This window comes from Modestobacter muralis, from assembly GCF_010682105.1.
GTDB classification, from domain to species: domain Bacteria; phylum Actinomycetota; class Actinomycetes; order Mycobacteriales; family Geodermatophilaceae; genus Modestobacter; species Modestobacter muralis.
The window spans coordinates 138,000-163,630 of record NZ_JAAGWH010000033.1; the positions used below are offsets into that span (position 1 = coordinate 138,000).

The window sequence follows — 25,631 nt, forward strand, 5'->3', positions numbered from 1 at the left end:
TCGCCGTCCGGACCTCGCCCGGGTGCGACGCGATGGGGCAGGATCGGCCTCGTCGTCCGACTCACCGGGAGCCCCTGTCGTGACCGTCCCACCCGCACACCAGCCCCAGGCCGCCATGGTCGTCCCGCTGTTCTTCATCCGGCAGCGGATCACGGTGATGGTCAACCGCTACGAGGTCCTCGCCGCCAACCCCGACGGCACCGAGGGTCCGCTGATGGCCCTGGCCGAGCAGAAGCGGATGAAGCTGAAGGAGGAGGTGGTCTTCTACGCCGACGAGAGCAAGAGCCGCCGGGTGTTCTCCTTCAAGGCCCGCCAGGTGCTGGACGTCAGCGCGCAGCACGACGTGTTCGACGAGTACGGCGCCCCGCTGGGCATGTTCAGCAAGGAGTTCGGCGCCAGCCTGCTGCGCTCGACCTGGAAGCTGAGCGCGCCGGGCGTCGACGCGGTCGGGCAGGAGCGCAAGCTGTCGATCGCCCTGCTGCGCCGGTTCTGGGACCTGATCCCCTACATCGGCGACATCTGGGTGCCCTTCGTCTTCCACTTCGACTTCCTCGACCAGAAGACCGGGGCGCCGGTGCTCACCAGCGAGCGGAAGATGGCCATCCGGGACCGCTACACCGTCACCGTCCCCGACCCGCGGCTGGACTTCCGCGTCGCGGCCTCCATGGCCGTCGCCCTGGACGCCCTGCAGAGCCGCTAGTCCGCAGCGGCCCAGTCGATCCGCTCGGCCAGGGCGGTCAGCCGGGCGCCGAACACCGGGTCGAGCGAGCCGGCCCAGGCGACGCGGCCGAGGACGTGGTCCCGGAAGGTGTCCGGGTCCCGGCCGCGCGTCTGGCCGGCCCACCCGTGGGTCGCGCAGTTGTGCAGCAGCGCCCGCAGCGCGTCGCGTTCCCGGCGGGGGAGCGCGGGGTGCACGTTGACCACGGCGCCGAGCACCGACTGGCGACGCCCCGCACCGACCGCGGACGTCTTGGCCGCGTTCACCCGGAAGCCCTCGTCGGCCACCACCTCGGCGACCAGCGCGGCGAACCGGTCGCCGCCGACCGACCTCCCGCCGCTGAAGGTCAGGTCGTCGACGTAGCGGGTGTAGCGGGCGCCGGAGGAGGCAGCCAGGGCGGACAGCCGCCGGTCCAGGCGGAAGCAGACCAGGTTCGCCAGCGCCGGGGACGTCGGGGCCCCCTGGGGCAGGTGCGCGACGGCGAGCCGGCGGCCCAGTCGGTGGTGCCGGTCCCGCGCGTCGACGTCGGGAGGGACCGGCAGCGCCCGCCACACCTGCGCCGGGACGACGGTGGTGACGAGTCCGGTGACCACGTGCGCGACCGGCTCGGGCAGCCCGGCCGGGCCCAGCAGCAGCCCGTGCACGCGCCCGGCGGGGATCCCGGCGAAGAACGCCTCCAGGTCCATCCGCAGGACGACGGCGGACCCGGTGTGCGGCGCCACCGCGGTGCGCACCGACCGTCCGGGCACGCACCCGTGCGCGGCCTCGTGCACGGGCACCGGCGCCAGCACGTGCCGCAGCAGCCGGCGCTGGGCCTCCTTGAGCCGGGGCTTCGGGGCGGCGAGCAGCCGGACGCCGTGCGGGCGGTCGACGGCGTGCCAGCGGTAGTGCCGCAGCGCCTCGCCCGCCGTGCGCTCCAGCCCCCGGGTGTCGGCGAACCAGGCGAGCTCGCCGGCGTCGAGGTCCAGCAGCCGGGCCACCGCGGCCTGGTCGGGCAGGTCGGTGACCGGGTACCGCTCCCAGGCCAGCGCGGTCGGGACCGGATTACGGCGCACGACCCGGGGGAGCGGGAGGGAGGCGTGACCGCGGGCGAAGCCCTGCGTCGCCCGGACGACGCGGGACAGCTCGCGGGGCCGGTCGACCGGTGGGCGCGGGTGGACGGTCTGCACTTCGCCGACCATCGTGCCGACCCAGGTCTGCGCGCGCGCCATGCCCAGGGAGACGGCGACCCGCCGGACCATCTCCCTGCGGCGCCACGGACCGGCCAGCAACGCGTCGGCGATCCCCGACGCGGTCGCGGCGAGCCGCCGCTCGGTGCTCACCGGGTGGTGCGGGGTGCGCGACGGGGAGACCAGCCAGTCCCTGGGGGACGTGCCACTGGGTGCGCGGAGCGCACGGCATGGCTCATGACGCTGTGCCTGACCTCTTCACGGGTCCCCGGGGTTGCCCCGGGGTGACCGGACGCTGCCGGTCGTCCTGGCCCCCCGTCGCGCACCGGGACACCGTAGGGGCTCCAGCGACCCCGCGACTACAGGTACCGGCTCTCCAGTTCGGTGAAGAAGGACTTGGCCAGGGCGGTGAACTCCGCCTCCCGGACGGCGATCTCGTCGCCCACCCGGAGCCGGAGCACCGAGCGGCCGGCGTCGTAGCGGATGTGCCGGTCGGCCAGCAGGGTGCTGCCCTGGGACAGGGACTCGGCGACCAGCCGCACCTCGGCGCAGGCCGCGCCGTCGGTGGTCCCCGGTCCGTGGTCGGGGAACCAGCCGTCCAGCACGACGACGAGGTCGTTGAAGAAGACCGGTTCGAACTCGTGGACGGCGCCGGGGTCGTCGCCGGCGGCCAGTCGCCGAAAGGCGGCGACCCGGTCGTCGACGGCGGCGCGGCGCTCGTCGATGCGGTGCAGTGCGCAGGTGCTCTGGGACAACATGGCGACTCCTCGTGAGAGAACGCCCCGTGGCTGCCGAGGGTGCGATCCAGGGTGACACCGGTCACCCCGGAGCGCACCAGGTCCGGGCGTGCGCTCGGTGCCGGGACGGCGAGTCGCGCCCGACCGGCCGGACGAGGAGCGGGGGAAGCCTCACGCCGTCCGGGGCGTTGCAGCCGTCAACCGACGTGAAAGGCACCTCATGCGCATCCCGCTGTCCGTCCTCGACCTCGCCCCGATCGCCCGCGGGGAGACCGTCAGCAGCAGCATCGCCGCCAGCGTCGCCCTCGCCCAGCGCGCGGAGGAGCACGGCTACCGCCGGGTCTGGTACGCCGAGCACCACAACATGCCCAGCATCGCGTCCTCGGCGACCAGCGTGCTGATCTCCCACGTGGGTGCCCACACCAGCACCATCCGGCTCGGCTCGGGTGGGGTCATGCTGCCCAACCACTCGCCGCTGACCATCGCCGAGCAGTTCGGCACCCTCGACGCGATGTACCCGGGCCGGATCGACCTGGGACTGGGCCGCGCGCCCGGTTCGGACCAGAACACGATGTACGCGCTGCGCCGCGACCCGGCCTCGGCCGAGTCCTTCCCGCAGGACGTGCTGGAGCTGCAGGCCTACCTGGCGGGGCAGACCCGCGTCCCCGGCGTCGACGCCGTCCCGGGCAAGGGCTCGCGCGTCCCCCTGTACATCCTCGGGTCCTCGACCTTCGGTGCCCACCTGGCCGCTGCGCTCGGGCTGCCGTACGCCTTCGCCAGCCACTTCGCGCCGCAGTCGCTGGAGGCCGCGGTGGCGGCCTACCGGCGTGAGTTCAAGCCCTCCGCCCAGCTGGAGGAGCCGCACGTGATCGCCGGCGTGAACGTGATCGCCGCCGACACCGAGGCCCGGGCGCAGGAGAACTTCCAGGCGATGCGCCGCACCATGGCCATCGGGCTGTTCGGCCGCGGCCGGGACTTCACCGACGCCGAGGCCGACATGCTGCTGGAGCAGGGGGCCGGGCACCACATCGACTCGATGTTCACCCACGCCGCCGTCGGCACGCCTCCGCAGGTCGCCGACCACCTGGAGCGATTCGTGAAGACGGCGGACGCCGACGAGCTGATCGTCGCCCACCAGGCCCCGACGACCGAGGACCGGCTCCGCTCGGTCACGCTGACCGCCGAGGCGCTGGACTCCGTCCCCGCCTGAACGCACGCGACAGCCCCCACCGCAGTTGCGGTGGGGGCTGTCGCGTGTCCGGGGTCCTTCCTCAGGCGCTGGGGCGGGCCCCGCCGATGAAGCCACCCCACCGCATGGAGGTCTCGCGGATGCGGGAGCCGCTCTGCGGGGCCTCCAGGATCCGGTCGTTGCCCAGGTAGATGGCGACGTGGTGGATGGTCGAGGCGTTGGCCGTGTTGGTGGCCCAGAAGACCAGGTCGCCGCGCTGCAGGTCGGATCGGGAGACCTTCGGCAGGACCTTGTACTGGGCGCTGCTGTTGCGCGGGATGGCGATGCCGGCCTGGGCGTAGGCGTAGCGGGTCAGGCCCGAGCAGTCGAAGCCCACGATCCCGGCGTCGATGCCCCAGCCCATGCTGGGACCGGTCAGCGAGCCGCCGCCCCAGGAGTAGATGACGCCGACGTGCTGGCGGGCCGCGGCGATCGCGGTCTCGACCGCGGAGGAGTGGCCCGCACCGGCGGCGGGACCGACCGCGACGGGGACGCTCTGGGTGGGGGCCTTGACCGTCTGCGTGGTGCCGCGCGGGGTGGCGGCACGCGGGGCGGGTGCCGCGGCGGCGCGCTGCGCGGCGGCGGTCCGCTCGGCCTCGGCTCGCGCGGCGGCGGCGCGGGCGGCGGCGGCCTGCTCGGCGGCGAAGCGCTCGGCCTCCGCGCGGGCGGCCTGCAGCCCCTCGAGGCTCTGTCGGGCCTGCGCCAGCTGCTGCTCGACGGCGGCCTGCTGGTCGGCCAGGGCGCCGGCCTGGGCGCGGGCGCTGGCCCCGTACTCCTCGGCGACGGCCAGGGCGTCGGCGGCGTCCTGCTTCAGGGCGGCGGCCTCGGCCAGCGCGGCTTCCGCCTGCTCCCGGGTGGCCCGGGCCTGCTCCTCGGCGGCGGTGACCCGCACGACGACGTCGCCCTGGTGGGCGCCGGCTGCCTCCAGGAGCGCGGCCCGCTCCATCATCTGCGCCGGGCCGTCGGCGGTGGTGAGCGCCTCGAGGGTGGGGGAGGTGCTGCCCTGCTGGTAGCTCTGCCGGGCGAAGGTGGCGACGTCGGCCCCGGCGACCTCGAGGTCGCGGGCGGCGGCGTCGGCCGTGGCGGTGGCGGCGGTGGCGACGACCTCGGCGGCCTCGTGCTCGGTCTGCTTGCCCTGGGAGGCGTCCAGCGCGCTGGCCGACTGCTCGCGGGCGGAGTCGACGCTGGCCTGCGCACCGGCGAGCGCGGCGGTGATCGCCTCGACCTGCTGGGCGGCGGTCTGCGTCTGCTGCTGCGCGGCGTCGATCTGGGCGTCGGAGGGGTTGGTGGGGGCAGCCGCGGCGATGCCGGGGGCGACCACCAGGCTGAGCGCCGCCACGACGGCCACTCCGGCCAGGCGCCGCACCGGACGTCCGCCGGTCGGTCGCTGGGTCGATGCCGTGGTGCCCATGTCCCGTTCCCTCCATCGTGTCCCGTCGCCCGAGCGGGCGACCTGGTACAGAGGTCGGCGCACGCCGAGGGGGTCGTGAGCAACGACGCAGAGTGACGTGGTCACCGCGCCCGACAGTCGACATGGCGACCGGTGAGGATGGGGGCATGAACGTCTTCACCGACTACGCCGAGACGCACTGGGTCCCGATCAACGCCGAGATGGTCACGGTGCAGACCGTCGACGCCGCGGGACGGCGGCAGACGCACGTCCTGTCGGTCCCGGAGGCCCTCGCGCAGTTCAAGGTGAGGTACCCGTTCGTCGACGACGCGCAGGCCGCGGCACTGTTCGCCCAGGGCGGCTGACCCGGCACGCGGTGGGGGAGGCCCGGATCACGGCACAGCGGCACCATCCGGGTCGTTGTACGCAGCGTGACGTTCCGCTTCCTCGTCCTCGGTGACTCCCTCGCCTACGGCACCGGTGCCGCGAGCCCGCAGGACACCCTCGGTTCCCGGCTGACCCGCGTGCTGCGCGAGTCCGGGCGGGCCACCGAGCTGTCCGTGCTGGCGGTCCCCGGCGCCACCTCCCTCGGTCTGGCCGAGCAGCTCGACCGGGCGGCCGCGGTCGACGCCGATCTGGCCCTGCTCGTCATCGGCGCCAACGACCTCACCCACCAGGTGCCCGCCGACCGCTCGGCCGCCGCACTGGGCAGCGCCGTGCGGACGCTGCGCGAGCGCGGCACCGCGGTGCTCGTCGTCCCGACGCCGGACCTGTCCTCGGTGGCCTGGGTGCCCCCGGCCTTCCGGGCCGTCGTCGCCGGGATCTGCGACCAGCTGCGGGCCCGCCAGACCCGGGCCGTGGAGGCCGCCGGCGGGGTCGTCGCACCGGTCGGGCCCGGGCTCGCCACCCGGTTCAGCGCCGACCCGACGCTGTTCTCCGCCGACCGCTTCCATTCCTCCTCGGCCGGCTACGCGCTGGTTGCCGAGGCGCTCGCCCCGCACCTGCTCCAGCTGGCGGCCACCCGCCGGGACGCCGCCGCCTAGACCGCGTCCCGGGGTGGCATCCGGCAGGCCGGCGTCCCCCCGGGCAGCCGGTGGCGGTTGGCCGCGACGAGCCGGTAGACCGGTGGCGCGACCCAGCGCAGCGGCGGCAGCGAGATCAGCACGCCGAGCACCGACAGCGGCAGCCCGGCGGCGCGCAGCAGCCGGGCGACCGCGGCCGCGCCGCCGGAGATCGTGCCGTCGCCGTCGACCCACAGCAGCTCCTGCTGCGCGCGCTCCGCGGTGGTGCCGAGGGCCGCCAGGTCGGCGAACTGCCAGGCCACCACGGTGACGTCGGCGGGGGGCACGCGGCGGGCGACGCCGACGGCGCTGGTGCAGAAGGCGCAGTCGCCGTCGAAGACGAGCGTGGGGGTGGGCACGCCCCCATCGTCCCCGGTTCAGCCGATGTCGACGGTGAGCGCCCGGTGGTCCGACAGTGGCAGCGCCGGCGCCGACGTCGCGGTGACCGGGCCGAGCTCCCCGCGCAGCAGCACGTGGTCCAGCTGCTGGTCCGGGGTGTCCACGGGGAAGGTGAGCCCGTGGGTCAGCGGCGTCCACCCGGTCACCCGCGCCGGCGTCGGCGGGGTCATGTTCAGGTCGCCCATCAGCACCAGCGGCCCGGGGAACGTCGTCAGGTCGCGCTGCAGCCGGCGCAGCTGCCGCCGGTTCCACCCGGGCACGAACGACAGGTGGGTGTTCACCACGGTCAGCTCGCCGGTCGGCGTCTCGACCACCGCGACGACGGCGGCCCGCGGCTCCTCGTGCACCACGATCACCTTGCGCGGCCCGGGCAGCCACAGCGGGAAGCGGAACGGGATCGGCGAGAGCCGGACGACCTGCCAGGAGCGCACCGGGTACCGCGACAGCAGGGCGATGCCGTACGCCGCCGTCCCCGGCTGCTCGCGCCCGGTGGCGGCCATCCAGGTGGCGCCCGGCGTGCCGGAGATGGCGGCCACGAAGCGGTGCGCGACCGCGCCCATCGCCTCGGCGGCGACGGCGGTGAGGTCGGCGTGGTTCGACCGCTCCTGCCCCCGGTCCACCTCCTGCAGGGCGAGGACGTCGGCGTCCAGGTGCCGGACGGCCGCGGCGAAGCGGTCGACGTCGACCCGGTCGTCGGCGGGGGAGCGGCCGTGCAGGATGTTGAAGGTCGCGAGGCGCACGGGTGACCGACTACCCGCCCGGGTAGGCGCACACCCGATCTGCCCATGGACCTGAGGAGACCGCGTGCCTGCCGACCGGGACGCCCTGCGCGGGGCACTCAAGCGCACCGCCTCCGCCCTCAAGCACGACGGCGTCCCGTTCGCCCTGGCCGGCGGGTACGCACTGTGGGCCCACGGGGCGCCGGAGTCGGAGAACGACGTCGACTTCGTGGTGGCCGAGGGCGACGTCGAGAAGGCGGCCGCCGTGCTGGACGCCGCGGGGTTCGAGGTGGTCCGCCCGCCCGAGGACTGGCTGTTCAAGGCGTGCACCGACGGCGTCGTGGTCGACCTGCTGCACCGGGTCGTCGGTGAGCCGGTGACCGCCGACCTGCTCGCCCGCTCCGACGAGATGGACCTGCTGGGCGTCCGCCTCCCGGTGCTGCAGGCCACCGACCTGCTCAGCAGCAAGCTGCGCGCGATGACCGAGCACTACTGCGACGTCGGCGCCCTGCTGCCGCACGTGCGGGCGGTGCGCGAGCAGGTCGACTGGACGCGGCTGCGCAGCGAGACCGCGGGCAACGACTTCGCGGTGGCGTTCCTGTTCCTGGCCGACCGGCTGGGCATCACCTCCGCCTGACGCAGCACGGGGCCGGCACCCCCGAGGGAGTGCCGGCCCGTGCTGCGGAGCGGGGGTTCCTCAGCTGGTCGGGACCGCGCCGGCGCGCAGGGCGCCGAGCAGGTCGTGGTTCAGCCGGGAGATGGTCTCCATGGAGATGCCCTTGGGGCAGACCGCGGAGCACTCGCCGATGTTGCTGCAGCCGCCGAAGTCTTCGGCGTCCTGCTGGGCGACCATCTTCAGGACCCGGGTGTCGCGCTCGGGCTGGCCCTGCGGCATGAGCCCGAGGTGGGCGACCTTGGCGGCGGTGAAGAGCATCGCCGAGCCGTTCGGGCAGGCGGCGACGCAGGCGCCGCAGCCGATGCAGGTGGCGGCGTCGAACGCGGCGTCGGAGTCGCCCTTGGGCACCGGGGTCGCGTGTGCGTCCGGGGCCGTGCCGGTGGGGGCGCTGATGAACCCGGCGGCGGAGATGATCCGGTCGAAGGCCGACCGGTCGACCGCGAGGTCCTTGACCACCGGGAAGCCACCGGAGCGCCACGGCTCGATGTCCAGCACGTCGCCGTCCTTGAAGGACCGCATGTGCAGCTGGCAGACCGCCGTCTGCTCCGGGCCGTGGGCGATGCCGTCGATCATCACGCCGCACGAGCCGCAGATGCCCTCACGGCAGTCGTGGTCGAAGGCGATCGGGTCGTCGTCGCTGAGGATCAGCTTCTCGTTGAGCACGTCGAGCATCTCGAGGAAGGACATGTCGGGCGAGACGTCGGTGACGTGGTAGGTCACCATCTTGCCCTTCTTGGTCCGGTCCCGCTGACGCCAGATGTTGAGGGTCAGGCTCATGGTGCGGGTCTCTGTGCTGGTCACTTGTAGCTCCGCTGTGCGAGGTGGACTGTCTCGTACTCGAGGGCCTCTCGGTGCAGCACCGGGGCGACGTCCTCAGGGGTGTACTCCCAGGCCGCGACGTAGGCGAAGTTCTCGTCGTCGCGCAGCGCCTCACCCTCAGGCGTCTGGCTCTCGGCCCGGAAGTGGCCACCGCAGCTCTCGTTGCGGTGCAGTGCGTCGACGCACATCAGCTCGGCGAGCTCGATGAAGTCCGCGACGCGGCCGGCGTGCTCCAGGTTCTGGTTGTAGATGCCCTGCTCACCGGACACCTTGACGTTGGTCCAGAACTCCCGGCGGATCTCCGGGATGCGGTCCAGCGCCTTGCGCAGGCCCTCCTCCGACCGCTCCATGCCGCAGTAGTCCCACATGAGCTTGCCGAGCTCACGGTGGAAGGAGGCGACGGTGCGGGTGCCGTTGATCGACAGCAGCTTCTCCGTCTGCGCGCGCACCGACTGCTCGGCCTCGACCGCCGCCGGGTGGCTGGCGTCGACCTTGGGGAACGGGCCGTCGGCGAGGTAGTCGTTGATGGTGTTCGGCAGCACGAAGTAGCCGTCGGCCAGGCCCTGCATCAGCGCGCTGGCGCCGAGCCGGTTGGCGCCGTGGTCGGAGAAGTTGGCCTCACCGATCACGAACAGGCCGGGGATGGTCGACTGCAGGTCGTAGTCGACCCACAGCCCGCCCATCGTGTAGTGCACGGCCGGGTAGATCCGCATACCGGTCTCGTAGGCGTCCTCACCGGTGATCCGGTTGTACATGTCGAAGAGGTTGCCGTACTTGGCCTCGATGGCCTTGCGGCCGACCCGCTCGATGGCGTCGGCGAAGTCCAGGTAGACACCCAGTCCGCCCGGGCCCACACCGCGGCCCTCGTCGGTGACGTTCTTGGCCTGGCGCGAGGCGATGTCGCGGGGCACCAGGTTGCCGAACGCCGGGTAGATGCGCTCGAGGTAGTAGTCGCGCTCGTCCTCGGGGATCTGCCGCGGGTCGCGGGTGTCGCCGCGCTCCTTGGGCACCCAGACGCGGCCGTCGTTGCGCAGCGACTCGCTCATCAGCGTGAGCTTGGACTGGTAGTCCCCGCTCACCGGGATGCAGGTCGGGTGGATCTGCGTGTAGCAGGGGTTGGCGAAGAGCGCGCCCCGCTTGTGCGCCCGCCAGGCGGCGGTGACGTTGGAGCCCTTGGCGTTCGTCGACAGGTAGAACACGTTGCTGTACCCGCCGGAGGCCAGCACCACGGCGTCGGCCATGTGCGTGCTGATCTCACCGGTGATCAGGTGCCGGACGACGATGCCGCGGGCCTTGCCGTCGACGACGACCAGGTCGAGCATCTCCGTGCGCGGGTGCTGCTCGACGTTGCCCAGCCCGATCTGCCGCTCCAGGGCCTGGTAGGCGCCGTAGAGGAGCTGCTGGCCGGTCTGGCCACGGGCGTAGAAGGTGCGCGAGACCTGCGCGCCACCGAAGGAGCGGTTGTCGAGCAGACCGCCGTACTCGCGGGCGAAGGGCACGCCCTGGGCGACGCACTGGTCGATGATCGCGCCGCTGACCTCGGCGAGGCGGTGCACGTTGTCCTCGCGGGAGCGGAAGTCGCCGCCCTTGACCGTGTCGTAGAAGAGCCGGTGCACGCTGTCGCCGTCGTTGCGGTAGTTCTTGGCGGCGTTGATCCCGCCCTGGGCGGCGACGCTGTGCGCACGCCGGGGGCTGTCCTGGAACCAGAAGTTCTTGACCCGGTAGCCGGCCTCGGCCAGCGTCGCGGCGGCGGAGCCGCCGGCCAGGCCGGTGCCGACGATGATGACCGAGAGACGGCGGCGGTTGGCCGGGTTGACCAGCCGGGCCCGGAACTTGCGCTCGTTCCACCGGTCGTTGATCGGGACGTCGCGGGGTGCCTTGGTGTCGGCGATCGGCTCGCCGACGGTGAACAGCTCGAGTGTCATGGCTGGGGCTCCTGTCTCAGTCGATCAAACCGAAGGCGATGGACAGCGGCACGATCAGGAAGCCCACGGTGATGAGCCCGGAGATGCCGTACGCGATGCCGTTCACGGCGCGCTCGCGCTTCTTGTTCGTCTGCCCGAGGGTCTGGGTGGCGGCGAAGATGCCGTGCCGCAGGTGCCAGCCGAGGATCAGTATCGAGGCGACGTAGAAGAGCGTGATCGGGATGTTGGAGAAGCTGGCGACCAACCGGTCGTAGGGCGTCGTCCCCGTGCCGGCCGGGTTCACCACGCCGAAGGTGAGGTCGAGGATGTGCCAGATGATGAACAGCGCCAGGATCACGCCGCCCCAGCGGACGGTGCGCGAGGCGAAGCTCTGCTGCACCCGCTTCTTGGTCACGTAGGCCACCGGGCGGGCGCGGCGCGCCTGGCGCCACAGCGAGATGGCCGCCCAGAAGTGCGCGATCACCGACGCGAGCAGGACCAGCCGGATGATCCACAGCAGGGTCTGCTCCGGCACGGCGGGCTCGCCGATCGTGCGGATCCAGTGGGAGTAGCCGTTGAACTCCTCGGCTCCGCCGAAGGCGTGGAGGTTGCCGACCATGTGGGCCAGCAAGTAGAGGATCATGATGATCCCGCTGACCGCCATGACGGTCTTCTTCACGACCGAGTTGTTGAAACGCCCGGTCTTCGGGGCCCTGCGCTGGGCCGGTTGCGTCGTCACTGTCGCCACGACGCCACGGTAGGCCCACTCCACACGTGACACCCAGGTGAACCCGCCGTGACGGTCGTCATGTAAGGGCGTACTACGTCCGGCAGCGGGGCAACACCGCGTGCCGGCCGGGCTGTTCCCCGCCCCGGTGCCGTTGGACGCCCGCCCGCGCCGTGGAGGAAGATCGGCCCGCCCCGATCCGTGCAGTGCCCCGAGAGGACGACGCCGTGCCCGGACCCACCCGTGGTTTCCTCGGCCGCCGCCGCAGCGCCGGCGACCCCCGGCTGCCACCCGGCCAGTACGACGCCGGCTCCGACTGGCCGGTGCTGACCGCCGAGCCCACGCCGCGGATCACCCCCGAGACCTGGTCGATCACCGTCGACGGCGCCGTGGAGAACCCGACCACCTGGACCTGGGACGAGGCGCACGCGCTCCCGGGTGCGGAGTACAACGGCGACATCCACTGCGTGACCACGTGGTCGAAGTTCGACACCCACTTCGCCGGCGTCAGCGTCGACTCGCTCCTGGAGATCGCGAAGCCGAAGCCGGAGGGCCGGTTCGTCATGGAGACGGCGAAGACCGGCTACACGACCAACCTGCCGATCTCCGACGTCACCGGCGGCAAGGCGTGGCTGGTGTGGGAGTTCGACGGCAAGCCGCTCGCGGTCGAGCACGGCGGCCCGGTGCGGATGCTGGTGCCGCACCTGTACTTCTGGAAGAGCACCAAGTGGATCAGCCGGATCACGGTCCTGGAGCGCGACCAGCCGGGCTTCTGGGAGCAGAACGGCTACCACGACCGCGGCGACCCGTGGAAGCAGCAGCGCTACCAGGGCGACGCGTGAAGGACCTCGCTGCCCCCCGCCACTCGCAGGCTCGCGGCGGGACCCTGCACCGAGGCCGGGAGGCCCCGCTCCTGGTCGTGGGGCTGTGAGCGCACCGGCCGGCGGCTGGACGACCGCAACGGTGGCCGGCGTCCGCCGGCCGATCGCCCGGTCGGTGGAGCTGCGCCTGGACGTGCACGACCGCGTCGACCACCTGCCCGGCCAGCACTACGTCGTCCGGCTGACCGCCGAGGACGGCTACACCGCGCAGCGGTCCTACTCGGTGGCCTCGCCGCCGGGCGACCCGCTGGTGGAGCTGTTCGTCGAGCGGCTGGACGACGGTGAGGTGTCGACCTACCTCGCCGACGTCGTCGAGCCCGGTGACGAGCTGGAGGTGCGCGGGCCGATCGGCGGCTGGTTCGTCTGGGACGGCGTCACGCCCGCGCTGCTGGTCGGCGGCGGCTCCGGCGTCGTCCCGCTGGTGGCGATGGTGCGGCACGCCCGCGACATCGGGCGGCTGGACCTGCTGCGGGTCGCGGTCTCGGCCCGCACGCTGGCCGCGCTGCCCTACGCCGACGAGCTGGCCGAGGCCGGCGCGCAGATCGTGCTGACCCGCGAGGCGCGTGGGATTCGGCCGGCGTCCCGGCTGGGCGGGATGGACCTCTTCCCGCTGGTCGAGCCGGGGCAGACGGTGTTCGTGTGCGGCTCGACGGGCTTCGCCACGACGGCCACCCAGCTGCTGGTCGAGCTCGGCGTGCCCGCGACGGTGATCCGGGTGGAGCAGTTCGGCCCCTCCGCGCTGGAGCTGCCCAAGCGCTGAGCACACCCCTCGTCAGGATCCGGTAAGGGCAGGCTAACCTCTGCTCGTCCGTCGTTGATCTTGAGGAGCCTGCCCGTGTCCCGCCCGTCCCGCCTCGCCGTCCCCCTCGCCGCGCTGGCGCTCGCCACCGGGCTCTCCGCCTGCGGTGGCAGCTCCGACGAGGCGGCGGCCGCACCGTCGGCCGCCGCCTCGTCGTCCTCGACGGCCTTCCCGGTCAGCATCGAGAACAAGTTCGGCACTACCGAGATCCCGGCCGAGCCGCAGCGGGTGGTCACCGTCGGCTTCAACGACGAGGACTTCGTCCTCGCCCTGGGCGTGGTCCCGGTCGGCGTGCGGGACCTCATCGGGGACTACGACGCCCCGGCGCGGCCGTGGGCGCAGGAGCAGCTCGGCGGGGCGGAGATCCCGACCGTCGGCGGCACGGAGCTCGACATCGAGGCCATCGCCGCGCTGGACCCCGACCTGATCGTCGGCGTGTACTCCTACATCGACCAGGCGGTGTACGACCAGCTGTCGAAGATCGCGCCGACCCTCGCCCAGACCGACGAGCACGCCGACGGCGCCACCCCGTGGCAGGAGCAGACGCTGCTCACCGGTGAGGCGCTGGGCCGCGAGGAGCAGGCCCAGCAGCTCGTCGACGACGTCGAGGGCCGGTTCGACGAGGCGGTCAGCGCCCACCCCGACTTCGCCGGCAAGCAGCTCACCGTCGACCTGACCGGCGTGGGCTCGGGCCACTACGCCCTCGGCGCCGACGACCTGCGCACCCAGTTCTTCACCGGCCTCGGCTTCACCGTCCCCGAGGCCAGCACCGACGTCAGCCAGGAGCGGATGGACCTGCTCGACACCGACGTCCTCGCGGTCAACGGCTACGACCAGGCCGCGGCCGAGGCCGACCCGCTGCTGTCCGCCCTCGACGTCGTCACCTCCGGCCGCACCGTGCTGCTGGGCGGCTACGACGGCGACGTCTCCGCCGCGCTCGGCTTCGGCAGCCCGCTGTCGCTGCCCTACCTGCTCGAGGAGGTCGTGCCGGCGCTCGCCGCCGCCGCCGACGGCGACCCGGCCACGACGGTCACCCCGCTCAGCTGAGCGGCCGCCCCGTCCCGCGGCCGGTGACCGGCACCGGGACGGGGCGCAGCCGGCCACCGGGTTGCCCCGCCGTGCGCCGGGTAGGCGGTGATCGTGACTGACGCCCGGGAGCAGAGCGCGGAGTCCGGCGACGGTTCACGTCCGGGAGTGGGGGCGGACCCGGCGCGGAACGCGGAGGTCGCCGAGACCCCGGTCGAGGAGACCGTCACCCGCGCCATCGACGAGGGGCGCCGGCGCATCTCCCGGCGCACCTGGCCGCTGCTGGCCACCGGGCTGCTCGGCGGCATCGACGTCGGGACCGGCGTGCTGGCGCTGCTCTTCGTGGAGCACGAGACGCACAGCAAGCTGCTGGCCGGGCTGGCCTTCTCGATCGGCTTCATCGCGCTCACCCTGGCCCGCAGCGAGCTGTTCACCGAGGACTTCCTGGTCCCGGTGGTCACCGTGATCGCCAGGCAGGCCCGGTTCCGGATGCTGATGCGTCTGTGGGTGGGCACCCTGGTGGCCAACCTGGTGGGCGGGTGGCTGTTCACCTGGCTGCTGATGGCGGGTTTCCCGCAGTTCGCCGAGACGGCCGTCGAGGCCGGCAGCTTCTACGTCGACCTCGGGCTGGGGGTGAAGGCCTTCGCTCTGGCCGTGATCGGCGGCGTGGTCATCACCTTGATGACCTGGATGCAGCACTCCACCGACTCCACCGGCATCCGGCTGGTCCCGGCGGTGACCGCGGGCTTCCTGCTGGCCGGCGCGCAGCTCAACCACGTGGTCGTCAACTCGCTGTTGATGTTCACGGCGCTGCACACCGGGGACGCGCCCTTCGGCTACGTGCAGTGGGCACAGACCGCCGGGCTGGCCGCGGCGGGCAACGTCGTCGGCGGCGTCGTGCTGGTCACCCTGCTGCGGCTGTTCCAGTCACCGCACACCATCGCCGAGGAACGGGCCAACCCGGCCCTCGGCGTCGCCGTCGGCGACGACCGGCGCGAGGACTGACGAAGGACCCCCTCGCCCCCCACCACTCGCAGGCTCGCGGCGGGGCCCCGCGAGGGGGCCTCCCCCCCACTCGCGAGCTCGCGGCGGGCTCTGTGAGGGGGCCGCGTCACGAGCCCCGTCGTGCGGCCTTCCTGACGGCGGCGACGTAGCGGTCCAGCGCGAGGGTCTGCACGCGCCGGCTGACCGGTGCGCCCAGCCGGGCCAGCGGGGTCGCCAGCCGGGAGAAGGCCCGCAGCTCGTAGACGACCTCGCCGTCGGGGCGCAGCCGGACGACGAAGGACTCCTCGCCGCTCTCCGGGTGCCCGGGCAGTGTGCCGTAGGCGAAGCCGCGGCGGTCGGGCTCGTCGACGACCCAGACCACCCGGCACGGGATGTCCAGCCCCAGCCGCGGCAGCCCAGCGGTCATCAGGACGACGGTGCCGACGGTGCTGGCCGGCCCGTCGGCGCGGATCCGCAGCCCGGCGCCGCGCTGGGCGTCCCAGCGGAACACCGCCGCGGCTGCCCGCTCGAACGCCCCCCGCCCGGAGCCCACCACGTGGTCGCGCTCGACCAGGCCGTACCCGGTGGGCAGCGCGCCGTCGCGGGTGCCGCCCACCTCGTCGTAGGTGAAGGGGGCGTCGGTGTACTGCGCGACGGTGGCGCGGCGGAGGAGTCCCACCGGCCCAGTCTGCGCGCGGTGAGCCGGTAGGGTCGCGGGCACTGTGCTCGCCGCCGTCTCCGCCACCCGCTACGTCACCCCGCTCCGCGAGGGTGGCTCGCTGCCCGGCCTGATGGAGGCCGACGACCTGGGCACCTACGTGGTCAAGTGGCGGGCGGCCGGCCAGGGCGTGAAGGTGCTCGCCGCCGAGGTCATCTGCGGTGAGCTGGCCCGCCGGCTGTCGTTGCCGGTGCCCGCGCTGGTCACCGTCGACGTCGTCCCCGAGCTCGCGGTGGGGGAGCCGGACTACGAGGTGCAGGAGCTGCTGCGCAACTCCGCCGGGACGAACCTGGGCATGGACTACCTGCCCGGGGCGCTGGACTTCGAGGCCGGTGCGGCGCAGGTCGACCCGGAGCTGGCCGGGCGGGTGCTGTGGTTCGACGCCCTCATCGGCAACGTCGACCGCTCGTGGCGCAACCCGAACATGCTGTTCTGGCACCGCCGGCTGCAGCTCATCGACCACGGCGCCGCGCTGACCTTCCACCACCACTGGCCCGGCGCCGCGGCTGCGGTGGCCCGCGCCTATGACGCGGTCCAGCACGCGCTGATCGAGTGCGCGCCCGACGTCCCGGCCGCCGACGCCGCGCTCGGCCGGCTGGTCACCCGCCCGCTGCTCACCGACGTGCTCGCCCAGGTCCCCGACGCGTGGCTGGAGGGTCCGAGCCCGGACGACGCCCCCGACGCCGTCCGCGCGCGCTACGTCGACCAGCTGCTGGCCCGGCTCGACGCCCGGGCCTCCTGGCTGCCCGGGGTGGTCGCCGCGGCAGCCGCCGGGGGCGCCGGCCGGGGGAGTGCCCCGCGTGGGCAGAACCGGCCGTCCTGGCTGGGGCCGCCGCCGCCGGAGGGCGTGACGCAGCGGTGAGGGAGACCTTCGAGTACGCCGTGCTCCGGGTGGTGCCGCGGGTCGAGCGGGGGGAGTCGCTGAACGCCGGCGTCCTCGTCTACTGCCGGCAGCGCGACTACCTCGGCTCCCGGGTGCACCTGGACGTCGACCGGCTGCGGGCCCTCGACCCGACCGCCGACCCGGTCGCGATCACCGCCGCGCTGCAGGCCTCGGCCGACGTCTGCTCGGCCGAGGTCGGCGTGGGCGCTGCCGGCCGGGAGATGCTGGGCTCACGGTTCCGCTGGCTCACCGCGCCGCGCAGCACCGTCGTCCAGCCCGGCCCGGTGCACACCGGCCTGACCGCCGACCCCGACGCCGAGGTCGACCGCCTGCTGCAGCTGCTCGTCCTGCCCGTCACCGACTGAGCCGGCCCGCACCGCTCAGGTGCAGAACTCGTTGCCCTCCGGGTCGGTCAGCACGGCCCAGGAGGTGCCCATGCCCGACCGGTTCTCGACGAAGGCCGCGCCCAGGGCGGTGAGCCGGTCGACGGCTGCGGCGATCCGCTCCCGCTGCTCGGCGGGCGGCACCGACGGCCCGCCGCCGGCCTGCAGGTCGATGTGCACCCGGTTCTTGACCGTCTTGGGCTCGGGAACCCGCTGGAAGAACAGCCTCGGCTGGGCCGGGTCGGTGCTCTCCACGGCGGAGGCGGAGTTCCACTGGTCCTCCGGCACGCCGCGGGCGGCCAGCCAGCTGGGCCAGTCGGCCGCGCCGTCGGGTGGACCGGGCACGCGGTAGCCGCGGTCGGCCAGCGCGGCGGCCCAGAAGGCGGCCAGCCGCCCGGGGTCCTGGGCGTCGAAGACGATCTGCACGGGTCGCATGCGGGGCAGTGTGCCGCTGGACACCGACAGGACGGGAGGTGTCGGACGCCTCCGGTAGGACTCCGCGCATGGAGATCTCCGCGGTGAGCGTGAGCGCCACCGACCTGCGCCGGGCCGTCGCCTTCTACGAGCTGCTCGGCTTCACCTTCCCGCCCGTCGAGGACGGTGAGCAGCACGTGGAGACCGCGCCCGGCCGGGGCGCCCAGTTGATGATCGACTCGGTCGAGATGCTCACCGAGCTGCTGGGGGAGGCGCCACGGCCGGGTACCGGCTCGGCGTTCGCCGTCCGGTGCGCCGACCCGGCCGAGGTCGACGCGGTGGCAGCCCGGGTCGCCACCGCGGGGCACACCGTGCTGATGGAGCCGTGGGACGCGCCCTGGGGCCAGCGCTACGCCACGGTCGCCGACCCCGACGGGTACGCGGTCGACCTCTACGCCCCGTCGAGCCCGACGGACTGAGCGGCGAGCAGTTCGTCGGCCCGGCGGGCGAACTCGACGTCGAGCTCGGTGACCGCGTCGACGGAGTGGGTCAGCAGGTGCACGGTGAGGGTGCCGTAGCTGATCTCGACGTCGGGGTGGTGGTCGAGGGCGTCGGCGACATCGGCCAGCGCCAGCACGTGCGCGGCGGCGGCGCGGAAGTCGATGCCCTGGGTCCGGCGGTGGATGCCGTGCACGTCACCGGTCCAGTCGTGCAGCTCCGTCAGTGCGTCGGCGAGGTCCTCGGGCGTCAGCGGGGTGCGTGCCATGCCCCGATCCTGCCGTCTCGGCCTCGTCCCAGGGTCCTTCGACCTTCCTCAGGTGTGGAGCCCGCACTCCACCTTGTTCTTTCCGGCCCAGCGGCCGGCGCGGGGGTCCTCGCCGGGGGCGACGGGGCGGGTGCACGGCGCGCAGCCGATGGAGGCGTACCCGATCTCGGCCAGCGGGTTGACCGGCACCTGGTGTTCGGTGATGTAGGCGTCCACGTCGTCCTGGGTCCAGGCGGCGAGCGGGTTGACCTTCACCATGCCGCGCTTGGCGTCCCAGTCGACGACCTTGGTGCCGGTGCGGCTGGCCGACTCGTCGCGGCGCACGCCGGAGCCCCAGGCGGTGTAGCCGGCGAGCGCGGCGGCCAGCGGCTGCACCTTGCGCAGGGAGCAGCACAGGTCGGGGTCGCGCTCGTACAGCCGCGGGCCGTGCTCGGCGTCCTGCTCGGCCACGGTCTGGCTGGGCATGATGCTGTGCACGGTGATCGGCAGGACGCTGCTGATCCAGTCGCGGGTGCCGATGGTCTCGGCGAAGTGGTAGCCGGTCTCCAGGAACACCACGTTCACCCCGGGGACGGCGCGGCCGGCCAGGTGCGCCAGCAGCCCGTCGGCCATCGAGGAGGTGATGGCGAAGGAGTCGCCGAACGTCTCCCCGGCCCAGGTGAGCACGGCCAGCGCCTGCTCGACCGGGTCGGCGATGCCCTCGAACCGGGCGTCGGCCTGCGCGGCGAGCTCGGGCGTCGGTGTCGCGATCGCAGTCGTCATGGGCGCTGGACCCCCGTTCCGGTCAGGTGGACGGTGAAGCTCCGCAGGCAGGCGCCGCAGCGCCAGCCGTCCGGGTCCTCGCCGTGCGGGATCAGGTCTTCCTCCCCGCAGTACGGGCAGTGGAACACCGGCAGCTGCCGGGTCCTTCCCGGCGGGGTCTGGCTCACCGCAGCCAGTCGTCCTCGGCCCGGGCCACGTAGGCGGCGAACCGCTCGCCCTCGGTGCGCCGCTCCGTGAACCCGCGCAGCACCCGCTCGCAGTAGTCCGCGGTCTCGTCCTTGGTGATCTTGTGGGCGCGCAGCTTGCGGCCGAAGGTCGCCTCGATGCCGAGGTGGCCGCCCAGGTGCACCTGGAACCCCTCGACGCTCTCGCCGGCGGCGTTGGTGACGATCATGCCCTTGAAGCCGATGTCGGCGGTCTGGAACCGGGCGCAGGCGTTGGGGCAGCCGTTGACGTTGATCGCGATCGGCTCGTCGAAGTCCGGCAGCCGGGCCTCGAGCTCGGTGAACAGCTCCTGGGCGTGGGCCTTGGTCTCCACGATCGCGAGCTTGCAGAACTCCAGGCCGGTGCAGGCCATGGTGCCGCGGCGGAACGCACTGGGGCGCACCTGCAGGTCCAGGGCGTCCAGCTCGGCGATCAGCGGCTCCACCTGGTCGTCGGCGACGTCGAGGATCGCCAGCTTCTGCTGCGCCGTCGTCCGGATGCGGCCCTGCGCGTAGCGGTCGGCCAGCTCGGCGACCTGGGTGAGCAGGGTGCCGCTGACCCGGCCGGTGCGCAGGGCGAAGCCCAGCACGTTGCGGCCGTCGCGCTGCTTGGAGACGCCGACGTGGTCGCGCTGGTCGTGCGCGGCCGGTGCGGGGGCCGGGCCGTCGGGCAGCGGCTCGTGCAGGTACTCGTCCTGCAGCACCTGGCGGAACTTCTCCGGGCCCCAGTCGGCGAGCAGGAACTTCAGCCGGGCCTGGGTCCGCGAGCGGCGGTAGCCGTAGTCACGGAACACCGAGCAGACCCCGGCCCACACGTCAGAGACCTGGTCGGGGCGGACGAAGACGCCGAGCCGCACGGCCAGCTTCGGGTTGGTGGACAGCCCGCCGCCCACCCACACGTCGTAGCCGGCCTCACCGTCGGCGTTCACGACGCCGACGAAGGAGAGGTCGTTGATCTCGTGGCCGGTGCAGTGGTCGACGCAGCCGGACATCGAGGTCTTGAACTTGCGCGGCAGGTTGGAGAACTCCGGGCTGCCCACGTACTGCTCGACCGTCTCGGCGATCACGCCGGTGGCGTCGATGACCTCGTCCGCGAGCACCCCGGCCAGCGGGCAGTTGAGCATGGTGCGCGGGGTGTCACCGCACGCCTCCATGGTCGACAGGCCCACGGACTCCAGGCGGTCCCAGATCTCCGGGACGTCCTCGATGCGGATCCAGTGGTACTGGATGTTCTGCCGGTCGGTGACGTCGGCGACGTCCCGGCCGAAGTCGGTGCTGATCGAGGCGAGCACGCGGAGCTGGTCCGACGACAGCTGCCCGCCGTCGATGCGGGCGCGCAGCATGAAGTAGCGGTCCTCGAGCTCCTCGGGCTCCAGCACGGCGGTCTTGCCGCCGGGGATGCCCTGCGCGCGCTGGGTGTACAGCCCGAACCAGCGCATCCGGCCCCGCAGGTCACCGGGGTCGATGGAGTCGAAGCCGGCCTTGGAGTAGATGTCGATGATCCGCTGGCGCACCTCGAGCCCGTCGGAGTCCTTCTTCATCCGCTCGTTCGGGTTCAGCGGCTCGCGGTAGCCGAGCGCCCACTGGCCCTGTCCACGGACGGGCCGGTTGCTGCTGCGGGTGGGGGAGGACACGTCAGGAGTCTCCATCTGCGCTGCGCACGGGACGTGCGCCACGCGGCCGGGGGAGTGCAGCGAGGAGGGCTGCAGAGAACAGAGCCGGGGTCAGCGCGCGGCGCGACAGGCGGCGCTGCAGACGCGCGCCAGGTCGATGTGCAGGCGCGCCACGAGGGGAACGCCGCAGTCCGTCACGACCCGATCGTCCCACACCCCGGCCCGGCGCCGGTCAGCGCGCGGCGAGCAGCGCCCGGACGGCCGGCAGCAGGGGCCGGTCGGCGGGGATCCAGTCCAGCGCCTCCAGCTCGTCGGCGGGCAGCCAGCGCAGCTCGGAGTGCTCGTGGGCGACCAGCTCGCCGCCGGTGACCCGGCCCGACCACACCCGCAGCGTCGAGGCACCCGGCGCGCCGCCGGCCACCACGCCGTCCAGCGGGACCTCGCCGAGGAAGGACCCCGGTGTGATGAGGACGCCCAGCTCCTCCCGGCACTCCCGGACCAGCGCCGACAGGTCGGACTCGCCGCGCTCCACCTTGCCGCCGGGGAACTCCCACAGCCCGGCCAGCCCGCCGGTGCCGCGCTGGGCCACCAGCACCCGGCGCCGGTCGTCGACCAGCGCCGCGCCCACCACCTGGGTCACGTCCAGCGCCCGCCGGGCGGCCGCAGCGGCGTGGGCGTCGGCATGGGCGGCCATGGCCCGGGCGAACCGACGCCGCCCGAGCGGACCGCGGGGGACCCCGTCGACCAGCTCGTGCACGAGCGTGCCGGCGGCGGTGGCCTCGAAGGTGCGGGTGTGCACCACGCGCCGGCCGCGGGAGGACGCCGTGTACTCGTCGCGCCAGGGTCGCTCGGACACCACCTCGGTCAGCGGGTGGGCCCAGGGGCGCCCCAGCGCGCGGGCGACGTCGAAGGCGACGGTGAGCGGGGCGTCCACCAGAGTGGTGAACCGCAGCTGCGACACGGGGGTCAGCTTCCCAGACACGGCAGGATGGGCTGCGTGCGCATCTCTGCCCGGGTCGACTACGCGGTGCGGGCAGCCGTCGAGCTGGCCGCCGTCGCCCCCGATTCCCTCACCTCCGACCGGATCGCGCAGGCGCAGGGCATCCCGGCGCGCTTCCTGCAGGCCATCCTCGGCGACCTGCAGCACGCCCGGCTGGTCACCAGCCAGCGCGGCCGCGAGGGCGGGTACCGGCTGGCGCTGCCGCCGTCGGAGGTCTCCATCGCCCGGGTGATGCGCGTCGAGCAGGGCTTCCTCGCCGAGGTGCACGGCCAGCGCCCGGAGGACGTCGAGTACCCCGGGGCCGCGGCGCCGCTGTCCTCGGTCTGGGTCGCCGCGCGGGAGGCCTACCGCCGGGTGCTGGAGAACGTCACCCTGGCCGACGTCGTCGCCGGCCGGATGCCCCCGGAGGTCGCCGAGATGATCGAGCTCGACAGCGCCTGGCGCTCCTTCGGCGTCGTCGCCGACCAGGACTGACCTCGCTCAGCCGGCGGCGTTGCCGGTCACGTTCCAGTCGGCCAGCCGCAGCGCGGGGACCGCGACCCGGTTGTGGCCCATCGGCCCCATCAGCCGGGTGGGCTGCCCCTCGACCACGGAGCCGACCGTGACCGCGCCCGGCGCCAGCGCCTCCAGGTAGGACTGGGTGAACCGCAGCGTGCTCACCGCGGCCACCACCTGACCGCCCTCGACCAGCCAGACGCCGTTGCGGGTCAGCCCCGTCCACACCGACCGCTTGGGGTCGACGGCGCGGGTGTACCAGAGGTCGCTGACCAGCAGCCCACGGTCCAACCCCGCGACCAGCTCGTCGACCGTGCCGCCGGCACCGGCCGACAGCGCCGGGTCACCGGCCACCGGGCCCCACGTCGAGCCGACGTCCGAGCCGTGCCCGGACGACGTCCGCCCCAGGGCAGCGGCCACCCGCCGGTCGGTGGTCAGGCCCACCGGGACGCCGTCGCGCACCAGCTCGGTGCGCCCGGTCGGCGTCCCCTCGCTGTCGAACGGCAGCCCGACGCCGGTGTGCGGGTCGTCGACCAGGGTGACCGCGGGGTCGAACTGCTGCTCGCCCAGCCGCAGCCCCGACGTCCCGTCGACGACGGCCTTGCCGTTGAACTGACCCGACACCAGCCCGGCGACCAGGTCGGTCACCGCGGCCGCCTCCAGCACCACCGGGTACACGCCCGGGTCCACGGGGACGCCGTCCACGCCGGCGCGGGCCTTCGTCGCGGCCCGGGCACCGAGGGCGGCACAGTCGAGGTCGGCCAGCCGCCCGGTCATCGCGCGGGCCACGCCGTCGGCGCCGCTGAGCCGGGCGATGCCGTCGCCGGTCGCCGAGGTGGTCGCGCCGCGCAGGTGCCGGCCGGCGGTGTCGGCCAGCACGGTGGTCAGCGACGCGGTCTGCACGAAGCCCGCGGTGCTCAGCCCGCCGGCGGCCTCGACGAACGCGGCCACGCCGGCCGCGCGCTCGGCGGGGGATGCCTCGGCGGTCGCCGGGTCGAACGAGCCGGCCGACGTCAGCGGCGCGGGTGTGCCGAGTCCCGGCCAGTCCGGGTCGCGGGGCCGCAGTCGCGCCGCGGCCAGGGTCGCGGCGACCAGGTCGGCGAGCGCGCCGGGGCGGCTGCGGGTGGTCGCTGCCGTCGCCGTCCGGCCGCCGTCCACGGTCAGCTGCAGGTGCACCGTGACCCGCTCGTCGGCGACGTTCTGGTGGATCGCGGAGTCGGCGAACCGGGTCAGCGCGAGCGCGGCCTGCTCGACGCGCACGGTCGCCTGCGCGTCCGGCCCGGCCTGCGCGCGGACCTGGTCGAGGACCGCCGTGGCGAGCCCGTCGAGGTCGGCGGTCACCCGCGCACCCCCACCCGGACGCCGGAGAAGCGGGCCGGCGCGGCGCCGTGCCCGGTGTGCCCGACCTGGCCGGGTTGTCCCTTGCCGCAGTTGGGCGTGCCCCACGCCCGCCACTCGCCGGGTGCCGCGCCGCCGAGCATGTCCAGCGACTGCCAGAACCGCGGACCGATGCCGGTGTAGGAGGGGTTCTTCAGCATCCGTCCGCGCTGCCCGTCCTTGACCTCCCAGCCGATCTCGCAGCCGAACTGGAAGTTGAGCCGCCGGTCGTCGATCGACCAGGAGCGGTTGTGCTCCATCAGCACCCCGCCGTCGGTGGCGGCCACCATCTCCTCCAGCGTGTGCGGCCCGGGCTCCAGGCCGACGTTGGTCATCCGCACCATGGGCAGCCGCGCCCAGCCGTCGGCGCGCACGGAGCCGGCGTAGGGGAGCCCCGCCACCGCGGCCGAGTCGCGCCCGGCCAGCACGCCGACCCAGATCCCGTCGCGGACGGCGTCCCGCGCGGTCGCCGGGGTGCCCTCGTCGTCGAAGCCGAAGGAGCCCAGCGCGCCGGGGATGGTCGGGTCGATGGTGATGTTCATCAGCTCCGAGCCGAAGCGCAGCGAGCCCAGCTGGGACAGGTCCAGCCAGGATGTGCCGGCGAAGGCGGCCTCCCAGCCGAGGATGCGGTCGAGCTCGATGGCGTGCCCCACCGACTCGTGGACCTGCAGCGACATCTGCTCCCCGCCCAGGATCAGCGTGGTGTCCCCGGAGGGGCACTGCGGCGCGGTGAGCAGCTCCTGGCACTCCGCGGCGATCCGGTCGGCGTGCGCGGGCAGGTCGATCTCGCGCACCAGCTCCCAGCCCCGGGTGCCGTACTGGCCGCGGAAGGCGGGGTACGACCGGCGCTGGGTCTCCCCGTCGCCCAGGGTCAGACAGTGCATGCCCGCGCCGGTCTCGACGACGTGCTGGCCGATCCGGGCACCCTCGCTGGAGACGAACGCGGTGCGGGTGTCCCAGGCCTGGTGGAGCGCCTCGGCGACCGCCACGCCCGCCGCCTTCATCGTCGCGGTGACCCCGGTGAGGAGCGCGGCCTTCTCCGCTAGCGGGACGGCGAAGGGGTCCTCGAGGCACTCGCTGGACCAGCCGCCCTGCACCGCCGGGACGCCGACCAGCTCCATCGGCGGGCCGGGCACGGCGGCCGAGGCCCGCGCGATGGCGGTGGCCCGGGCGCCGGTGGCCCGCGCCTCGGCGTCCCCGGCCGGGTCGCCGAGAGCGGCGAAGCCCCACGAGCTGCCGACCAGGGCGCGGACGCCCAGCCCGACCGAGGCCGTCTGGTCCAGCGTCCGGACGTCGCCGTCGCGGGCGGTCATCGACTCGTGCCGGCGGTCCACCACTCGCGCGTCGGCGTAGCGCGCACCCGCGGCGAGCGCGGCCTGCACGGCGGCGGTGGCCGCGTCGAAGGCGGCGGCCTCCACGGCAGCGGGGGTGGCGCCGATCTCGTTAGCGGAGCTCATCATCGCCGTCCATCCTGCGCCCCGGTGGGTGGGTGCACAAGGCCTGGCGGCAGGCCCCCGGACGCACGAGAGCGCCGTCCCCGGCGTTCCGGGGACGGCGCTCTCGGCAGGCGGTCTCAGCGACCGCCGTGGCTCACTTGAAGACGTCCTTGACCTTCTCGCCGGCCTGCTTGACGTTGCCGGCGGCCTGGTCCTTCTGGCCCTCGGCCTGCAGGTCGCGGTTGTCGGTCGCGTCGCCCACGGCCTCCTTGCCCTGGCCGGACAGCTCCTGGGCCTTGTTCTTCATCTTGTCCACGGCGCTCATGCGTCCTCCTCGGGCTGGG

At 73.9% G+C, this 25,631-nt stretch carries 31 protein-coding genes; 13 read left to right on the top strand and 18 right to left on the bottom strand.

The window, feature by feature from the left end:
- Positions 1-79: 79 nt before the first annotated feature.
- Positions 80-700 carry an LURP-one-related family protein gene (locus GCU67_RS12430; protein WP_163611522.1) on the top strand — a complete coding sequence of 207 codons (621 nt, stop codon included), beginning with the start codon at positions 80-82 and terminating at the stop codon, positions 698-700.
- On the opposite strand, the gene GCU67_RS22840 is transcribed toward GCU67_RS12430, so the two are convergent.
- Both GCU67_RS22840 and GCU67_RS12440 read right to left on the bottom strand, forming a co-directional pair.
- The gene (locus GCU67_RS22840) at positions 697-2,040 is read right to left on the bottom strand and encodes a reverse transcriptase family protein (RefSeq protein WP_211661248.1); all 1,344 of its coding nucleotides are present in this window, start codon (positions 2,038-2,040) and stop codon (positions 697-699) included. The genes GCU67_RS12430 and GCU67_RS22840 overlap by 4 nt on opposite strands.
- Before the next feature lie 206 nt (positions 2,041-2,246).
- Complete coding sequence (locus GCU67_RS12440; protein ID WP_163611523.1) at positions 2,247-2,645, bottom strand: hypothetical protein; 399 nt, start codon at positions 2,643-2,645, stop codon at positions 2,247-2,249.
- Between the two features lie 199 nt (positions 2,646-2,844).
- On the opposite strand from GCU67_RS12440, the gene GCU67_RS12445 reads away from it, so the two are divergent.
- On the top strand, positions 2,845-3,834 hold the full coding sequence (locus tag GCU67_RS12445; RefSeq protein WP_163611524.1) for an LLM class flavin-dependent oxidoreductase: 990 nt from the start codon (positions 2,845-2,847) through the stop codon (positions 3,832-3,834).
- A 61-nt stretch (positions 3,835-3,895) separates the two neighbouring features.
- Here GCU67_RS12445 and GCU67_RS22455 read toward each other — a convergent pair whose 3' ends face one another.
- Positions 3,896-5,218, bottom strand: a complete 1,323-nt coding sequence (locus tag GCU67_RS22455) for a C40 family peptidase (protein WP_211661249.1) — start codon at positions 5,216-5,218, stop codon at positions 3,896-3,898.
- A 191-nt stretch (positions 5,219-5,409) separates the two neighbouring features.
- Here GCU67_RS22455 and GCU67_RS12455 point away from each other — a divergent pair, with 191 nt between their 5' ends.
- Together GCU67_RS12455 and GCU67_RS12460 are read left to right on the top strand one after the other, a co-directional pair.
- Positions 5,410-5,607, top strand: a complete 198-nt coding sequence (locus tag GCU67_RS12455) for a hypothetical protein (RefSeq protein WP_163611526.1) — start codon at positions 5,410-5,412, stop codon at positions 5,605-5,607.
- Between the two features lie 66 nt (positions 5,608-5,673).
- A complete protein-coding gene (locus GCU67_RS12460; protein ID WP_163611527.1) occupies positions 5,674-6,285 on the top strand; it encodes a GDSL-type esterase/lipase family protein in 612 nt (203 codons plus the stop codon).
- On the opposite strand, the gene GCU67_RS12465 is transcribed toward GCU67_RS12460, so the two are convergent.
- Together GCU67_RS12465 and GCU67_RS12470 are read right to left on the bottom strand one after the other, a co-directional pair.
- The gene (locus GCU67_RS12465) at positions 6,282-6,662 is read right to left on the bottom strand and encodes a DCC1-like thiol-disulfide oxidoreductase family protein (protein ID WP_163611528.1); all 381 of its coding nucleotides are present in this window, start codon (positions 6,660-6,662) and stop codon (positions 6,282-6,284) included. The two genes, GCU67_RS12460 and GCU67_RS12465, sit on opposite strands and share 4 nt — an antisense overlap.
- 18 nt (positions 6,663-6,680) lie before the next feature.
- Positions 6,681-7,442, bottom strand: a complete 762-nt coding sequence (locus GCU67_RS12470; RefSeq protein WP_163611529.1) for an endonuclease/exonuclease/phosphatase family protein — start codon at positions 7,440-7,442, stop codon at positions 6,681-6,683.
- 64 nt (positions 7,443-7,506) lie between these two features.
- Here GCU67_RS12470 and GCU67_RS12475 point away from each other — a divergent pair, with 64 nt between their 5' ends.
- The gene (locus GCU67_RS12475) at positions 7,507-8,058 is read left to right on the top strand and encodes a nucleotidyltransferase family protein (RefSeq protein ID WP_163611530.1); all 552 of its coding nucleotides are present in this window, start codon (positions 7,507-7,509) and stop codon (positions 8,056-8,058) included.
- 60 nt (positions 8,059-8,118) lie between these two features.
- Here GCU67_RS12475 and GCU67_RS12480 read toward each other — a convergent pair whose 3' ends face one another.
- From GCU67_RS12480 to GCU67_RS12490, 3 genes are read right to left on the bottom strand one after another with little or no spacing between them, the layout of a single operon-like run.
- Positions 8,119-8,898: a succinate dehydrogenase/fumarate reductase iron-sulfur subunit gene (locus tag GCU67_RS12480; RefSeq protein WP_338104969.1), complete on the bottom strand. Its 780-nt coding sequence runs from the start codon at positions 8,896-8,898 to the stop codon at positions 8,119-8,121.
- Positions 8,895-10,841, bottom strand: coding sequence for a fumarate reductase/succinate dehydrogenase flavoprotein subunit (locus GCU67_RS12485; protein WP_163611531.1), 1,947 nt, complete (start codon positions 10,839-10,841; stop codon positions 8,895-8,897). Before GCU67_RS12485 ends, GCU67_RS12480 begins: the two co-directional genes overlap by 4 nt.
- 16 nt (positions 10,842-10,857) lie before the next feature.
- Complete coding sequence (locus GCU67_RS12490; RefSeq protein ID WP_163611532.1) at positions 10,858-11,568, bottom strand: succinate dehydrogenase/fumarate reductase transmembrane subunit; 711 nt, start codon at positions 11,566-11,568, stop codon at positions 10,858-10,860.
- Between the two features lie 206 nt (positions 11,569-11,774).
- On the opposite strand from GCU67_RS12490, the gene GCU67_RS12495 reads away from it, so the two are divergent.
- The 4 genes from GCU67_RS12495 (at position 11,775) to GCU67_RS12510 (ending at position 15,258) form a co-directional block, all read left to right on the top strand.
- The gene (locus GCU67_RS12495) at positions 11,775-12,389 is read left to right on the top strand and encodes a molybdopterin-dependent oxidoreductase (RefSeq protein WP_163611533.1); all 615 of its coding nucleotides are present in this window, start codon (positions 11,775-11,777) and stop codon (positions 12,387-12,389) included.
- Between the two features lie 85 nt (positions 12,390-12,474).
- On the top strand, positions 12,475-13,188 hold the full coding sequence (locus GCU67_RS12500; RefSeq protein ID WP_163611534.1) for an FAD-binding oxidoreductase: 714 nt from the start codon (positions 12,475-12,477) through the stop codon (positions 13,186-13,188).
- A 75-nt stretch (positions 13,189-13,263) separates the two neighbouring features.
- Positions 13,264-14,274 (top strand): ABC transporter substrate-binding protein, encoded by a 1,011-nt coding sequence (locus GCU67_RS12505; protein ID WP_163611535.1) that lies wholly within the window; start codon positions 13,264-13,266, stop codon positions 14,272-14,274.
- Positions 14,275-14,367: 93 nt separating this feature from the next.
- Positions 14,368-15,258 (top strand): formate/nitrite transporter family protein, encoded by an 891-nt coding sequence (locus tag GCU67_RS12510; RefSeq protein WP_338104970.1) that lies wholly within the window; start codon positions 14,368-14,370, stop codon positions 15,256-15,258.
- 106 nt (positions 15,259-15,364) lie between these two features.
- Here the strand turns inward: GCU67_RS12510 and GCU67_RS12515 are convergent, their stop codons facing one another.
- The gene (locus GCU67_RS12515; protein ID WP_163611536.1) at positions 15,365-15,916 is read right to left on the bottom strand and encodes a DUF1990 family protein; all 552 of its coding nucleotides are present in this window, start codon (positions 15,914-15,916) and stop codon (positions 15,365-15,367) included.
- A gap of 43 nt (positions 15,917-15,959) precedes the next feature.
- Here GCU67_RS12515 and GCU67_RS12520 point away from each other — a divergent pair, with 43 nt between their 5' ends.
- On the top strand, positions 15,960-16,817 hold the full coding sequence (locus GCU67_RS12520) for a HipA family kinase (RefSeq protein WP_163611537.1): 858 nt from the start codon (positions 15,960-15,962) through the stop codon (positions 16,815-16,817).
- Entirely contained in the window at positions 16,814-17,203 is a 390-nt protein-coding gene (locus GCU67_RS12525) for a DUF3037 domain-containing protein (protein WP_338104971.1), read from the top strand. The genes GCU67_RS12520 and GCU67_RS12525 overlap by 4 nt, the downstream gene beginning before the upstream one ends.
- 15 nt (positions 17,204-17,218) lie before the next feature.
- Here the strand turns inward: GCU67_RS12525 and GCU67_RS12530 are convergent, their stop codons facing one another.
- Positions 17,219-17,656 carry a VOC family protein gene (locus tag GCU67_RS12530; RefSeq protein WP_163611538.1) on the bottom strand — a complete coding sequence of 146 codons (438 nt, stop codon included), beginning with the start codon at positions 17,654-17,656 and terminating at the stop codon, positions 17,219-17,221.
- Between the two features lie 68 nt (positions 17,657-17,724).
- Here GCU67_RS12530 and GCU67_RS12535 point away from each other — a divergent pair, with 68 nt between their 5' ends.
- On the top strand, positions 17,725-18,114 hold the full coding sequence (locus GCU67_RS12535; RefSeq protein ID WP_163611539.1) for a VOC family protein: 390 nt from the start codon (positions 17,725-17,727) through the stop codon (positions 18,112-18,114).
- On the opposite strand, the gene GCU67_RS12540 is transcribed toward GCU67_RS12535, so the two are convergent.
- The 5 genes from GCU67_RS12540 to GCU67_RS21360 form a co-directional block, all read right to left on the bottom strand.
- On the bottom strand, positions 18,087-18,401 hold the full coding sequence (locus tag GCU67_RS12540) for a 4a-hydroxytetrahydrobiopterin dehydratase (RefSeq protein WP_163611540.1): 315 nt from the start codon (positions 18,399-18,401) through the stop codon (positions 18,087-18,089). The two genes, GCU67_RS12535 and GCU67_RS12540, sit on opposite strands and share 28 nt — an antisense overlap.
- Before the next feature lie 48 nt (positions 18,402-18,449).
- The gene (locus GCU67_RS12545; protein WP_163611541.1) at positions 18,450-19,163 is read right to left on the bottom strand and encodes a phosphoadenylyl-sulfate reductase; all 714 of its coding nucleotides are present in this window, start codon (positions 19,161-19,163) and stop codon (positions 18,450-18,452) included.
- Entirely contained in the window at positions 19,160-19,330 is a 171-nt protein-coding gene (locus GCU67_RS21355) for an Insertion element protein (protein ID WP_163611542.1), read from the bottom strand. Before GCU67_RS21355 ends, GCU67_RS12545 begins: the two co-directional genes overlap by 4 nt.
- The gene (locus tag GCU67_RS12550; RefSeq protein WP_338104972.1) at positions 19,327-21,000 is read right to left on the bottom strand and encodes a nitrite/sulfite reductase; all 1,674 of its coding nucleotides are present in this window, start codon (positions 20,998-21,000) and stop codon (positions 19,327-19,329) included. The genes GCU67_RS21355 and GCU67_RS12550 overlap by 4 nt, the downstream gene beginning before the upstream one ends.
- A gap of 211 nt (positions 21,001-21,211) precedes the next feature.
- Positions 21,212-21,940: an NUDIX domain-containing protein gene (locus tag GCU67_RS21360; protein WP_163611544.1), complete on the bottom strand. Its 729-nt coding sequence runs from the start codon at positions 21,938-21,940 to the stop codon at positions 21,212-21,214.
- A 27-nt stretch (positions 21,941-21,967) separates the two neighbouring features.
- Here GCU67_RS21360 and GCU67_RS12560 point away from each other — a divergent pair, with 27 nt between their 5' ends.
- The gene (locus GCU67_RS12560) at positions 21,968-22,453 is read left to right on the top strand and encodes an RrF2 family transcriptional regulator (RefSeq protein WP_211661250.1); all 486 of its coding nucleotides are present in this window, start codon (positions 21,968-21,970) and stop codon (positions 22,451-22,453) included.
- A 6-nt stretch (positions 22,454-22,459) separates the two neighbouring features.
- On the opposite strand, the gene GCU67_RS22845 is transcribed toward GCU67_RS12560, so the two are convergent.
- From GCU67_RS22845 to GCU67_RS12575, 3 genes are all read right to left on the bottom strand, one after another.
- On the bottom strand, positions 22,460-23,815 hold the full coding sequence (locus GCU67_RS22845) for a metallopeptidase TldD-related protein (RefSeq protein WP_163611546.1): 1,356 nt from the start codon (positions 23,813-23,815) through the stop codon (positions 22,460-22,462).
- Complete coding sequence (locus tag GCU67_RS12570) at positions 23,812-25,311, bottom strand: TldD/PmbA family protein (RefSeq protein ID WP_246215021.1); 1,500 nt, start codon at positions 25,309-25,311, stop codon at positions 23,812-23,814. The genes GCU67_RS22845 and GCU67_RS12570 overlap by 4 nt, the downstream gene beginning before the upstream one ends.
- A 130-nt stretch (positions 25,312-25,441) precedes the next feature.
- On the bottom strand, positions 25,442-25,612 hold the full coding sequence (locus tag GCU67_RS12575; RefSeq protein ID WP_163611547.1) for a CsbD family protein: 171 nt from the start codon (positions 25,610-25,612) through the stop codon (positions 25,442-25,444).
- Between the last annotated feature and the right edge of the window lie 19 nt (positions 25,613-25,631).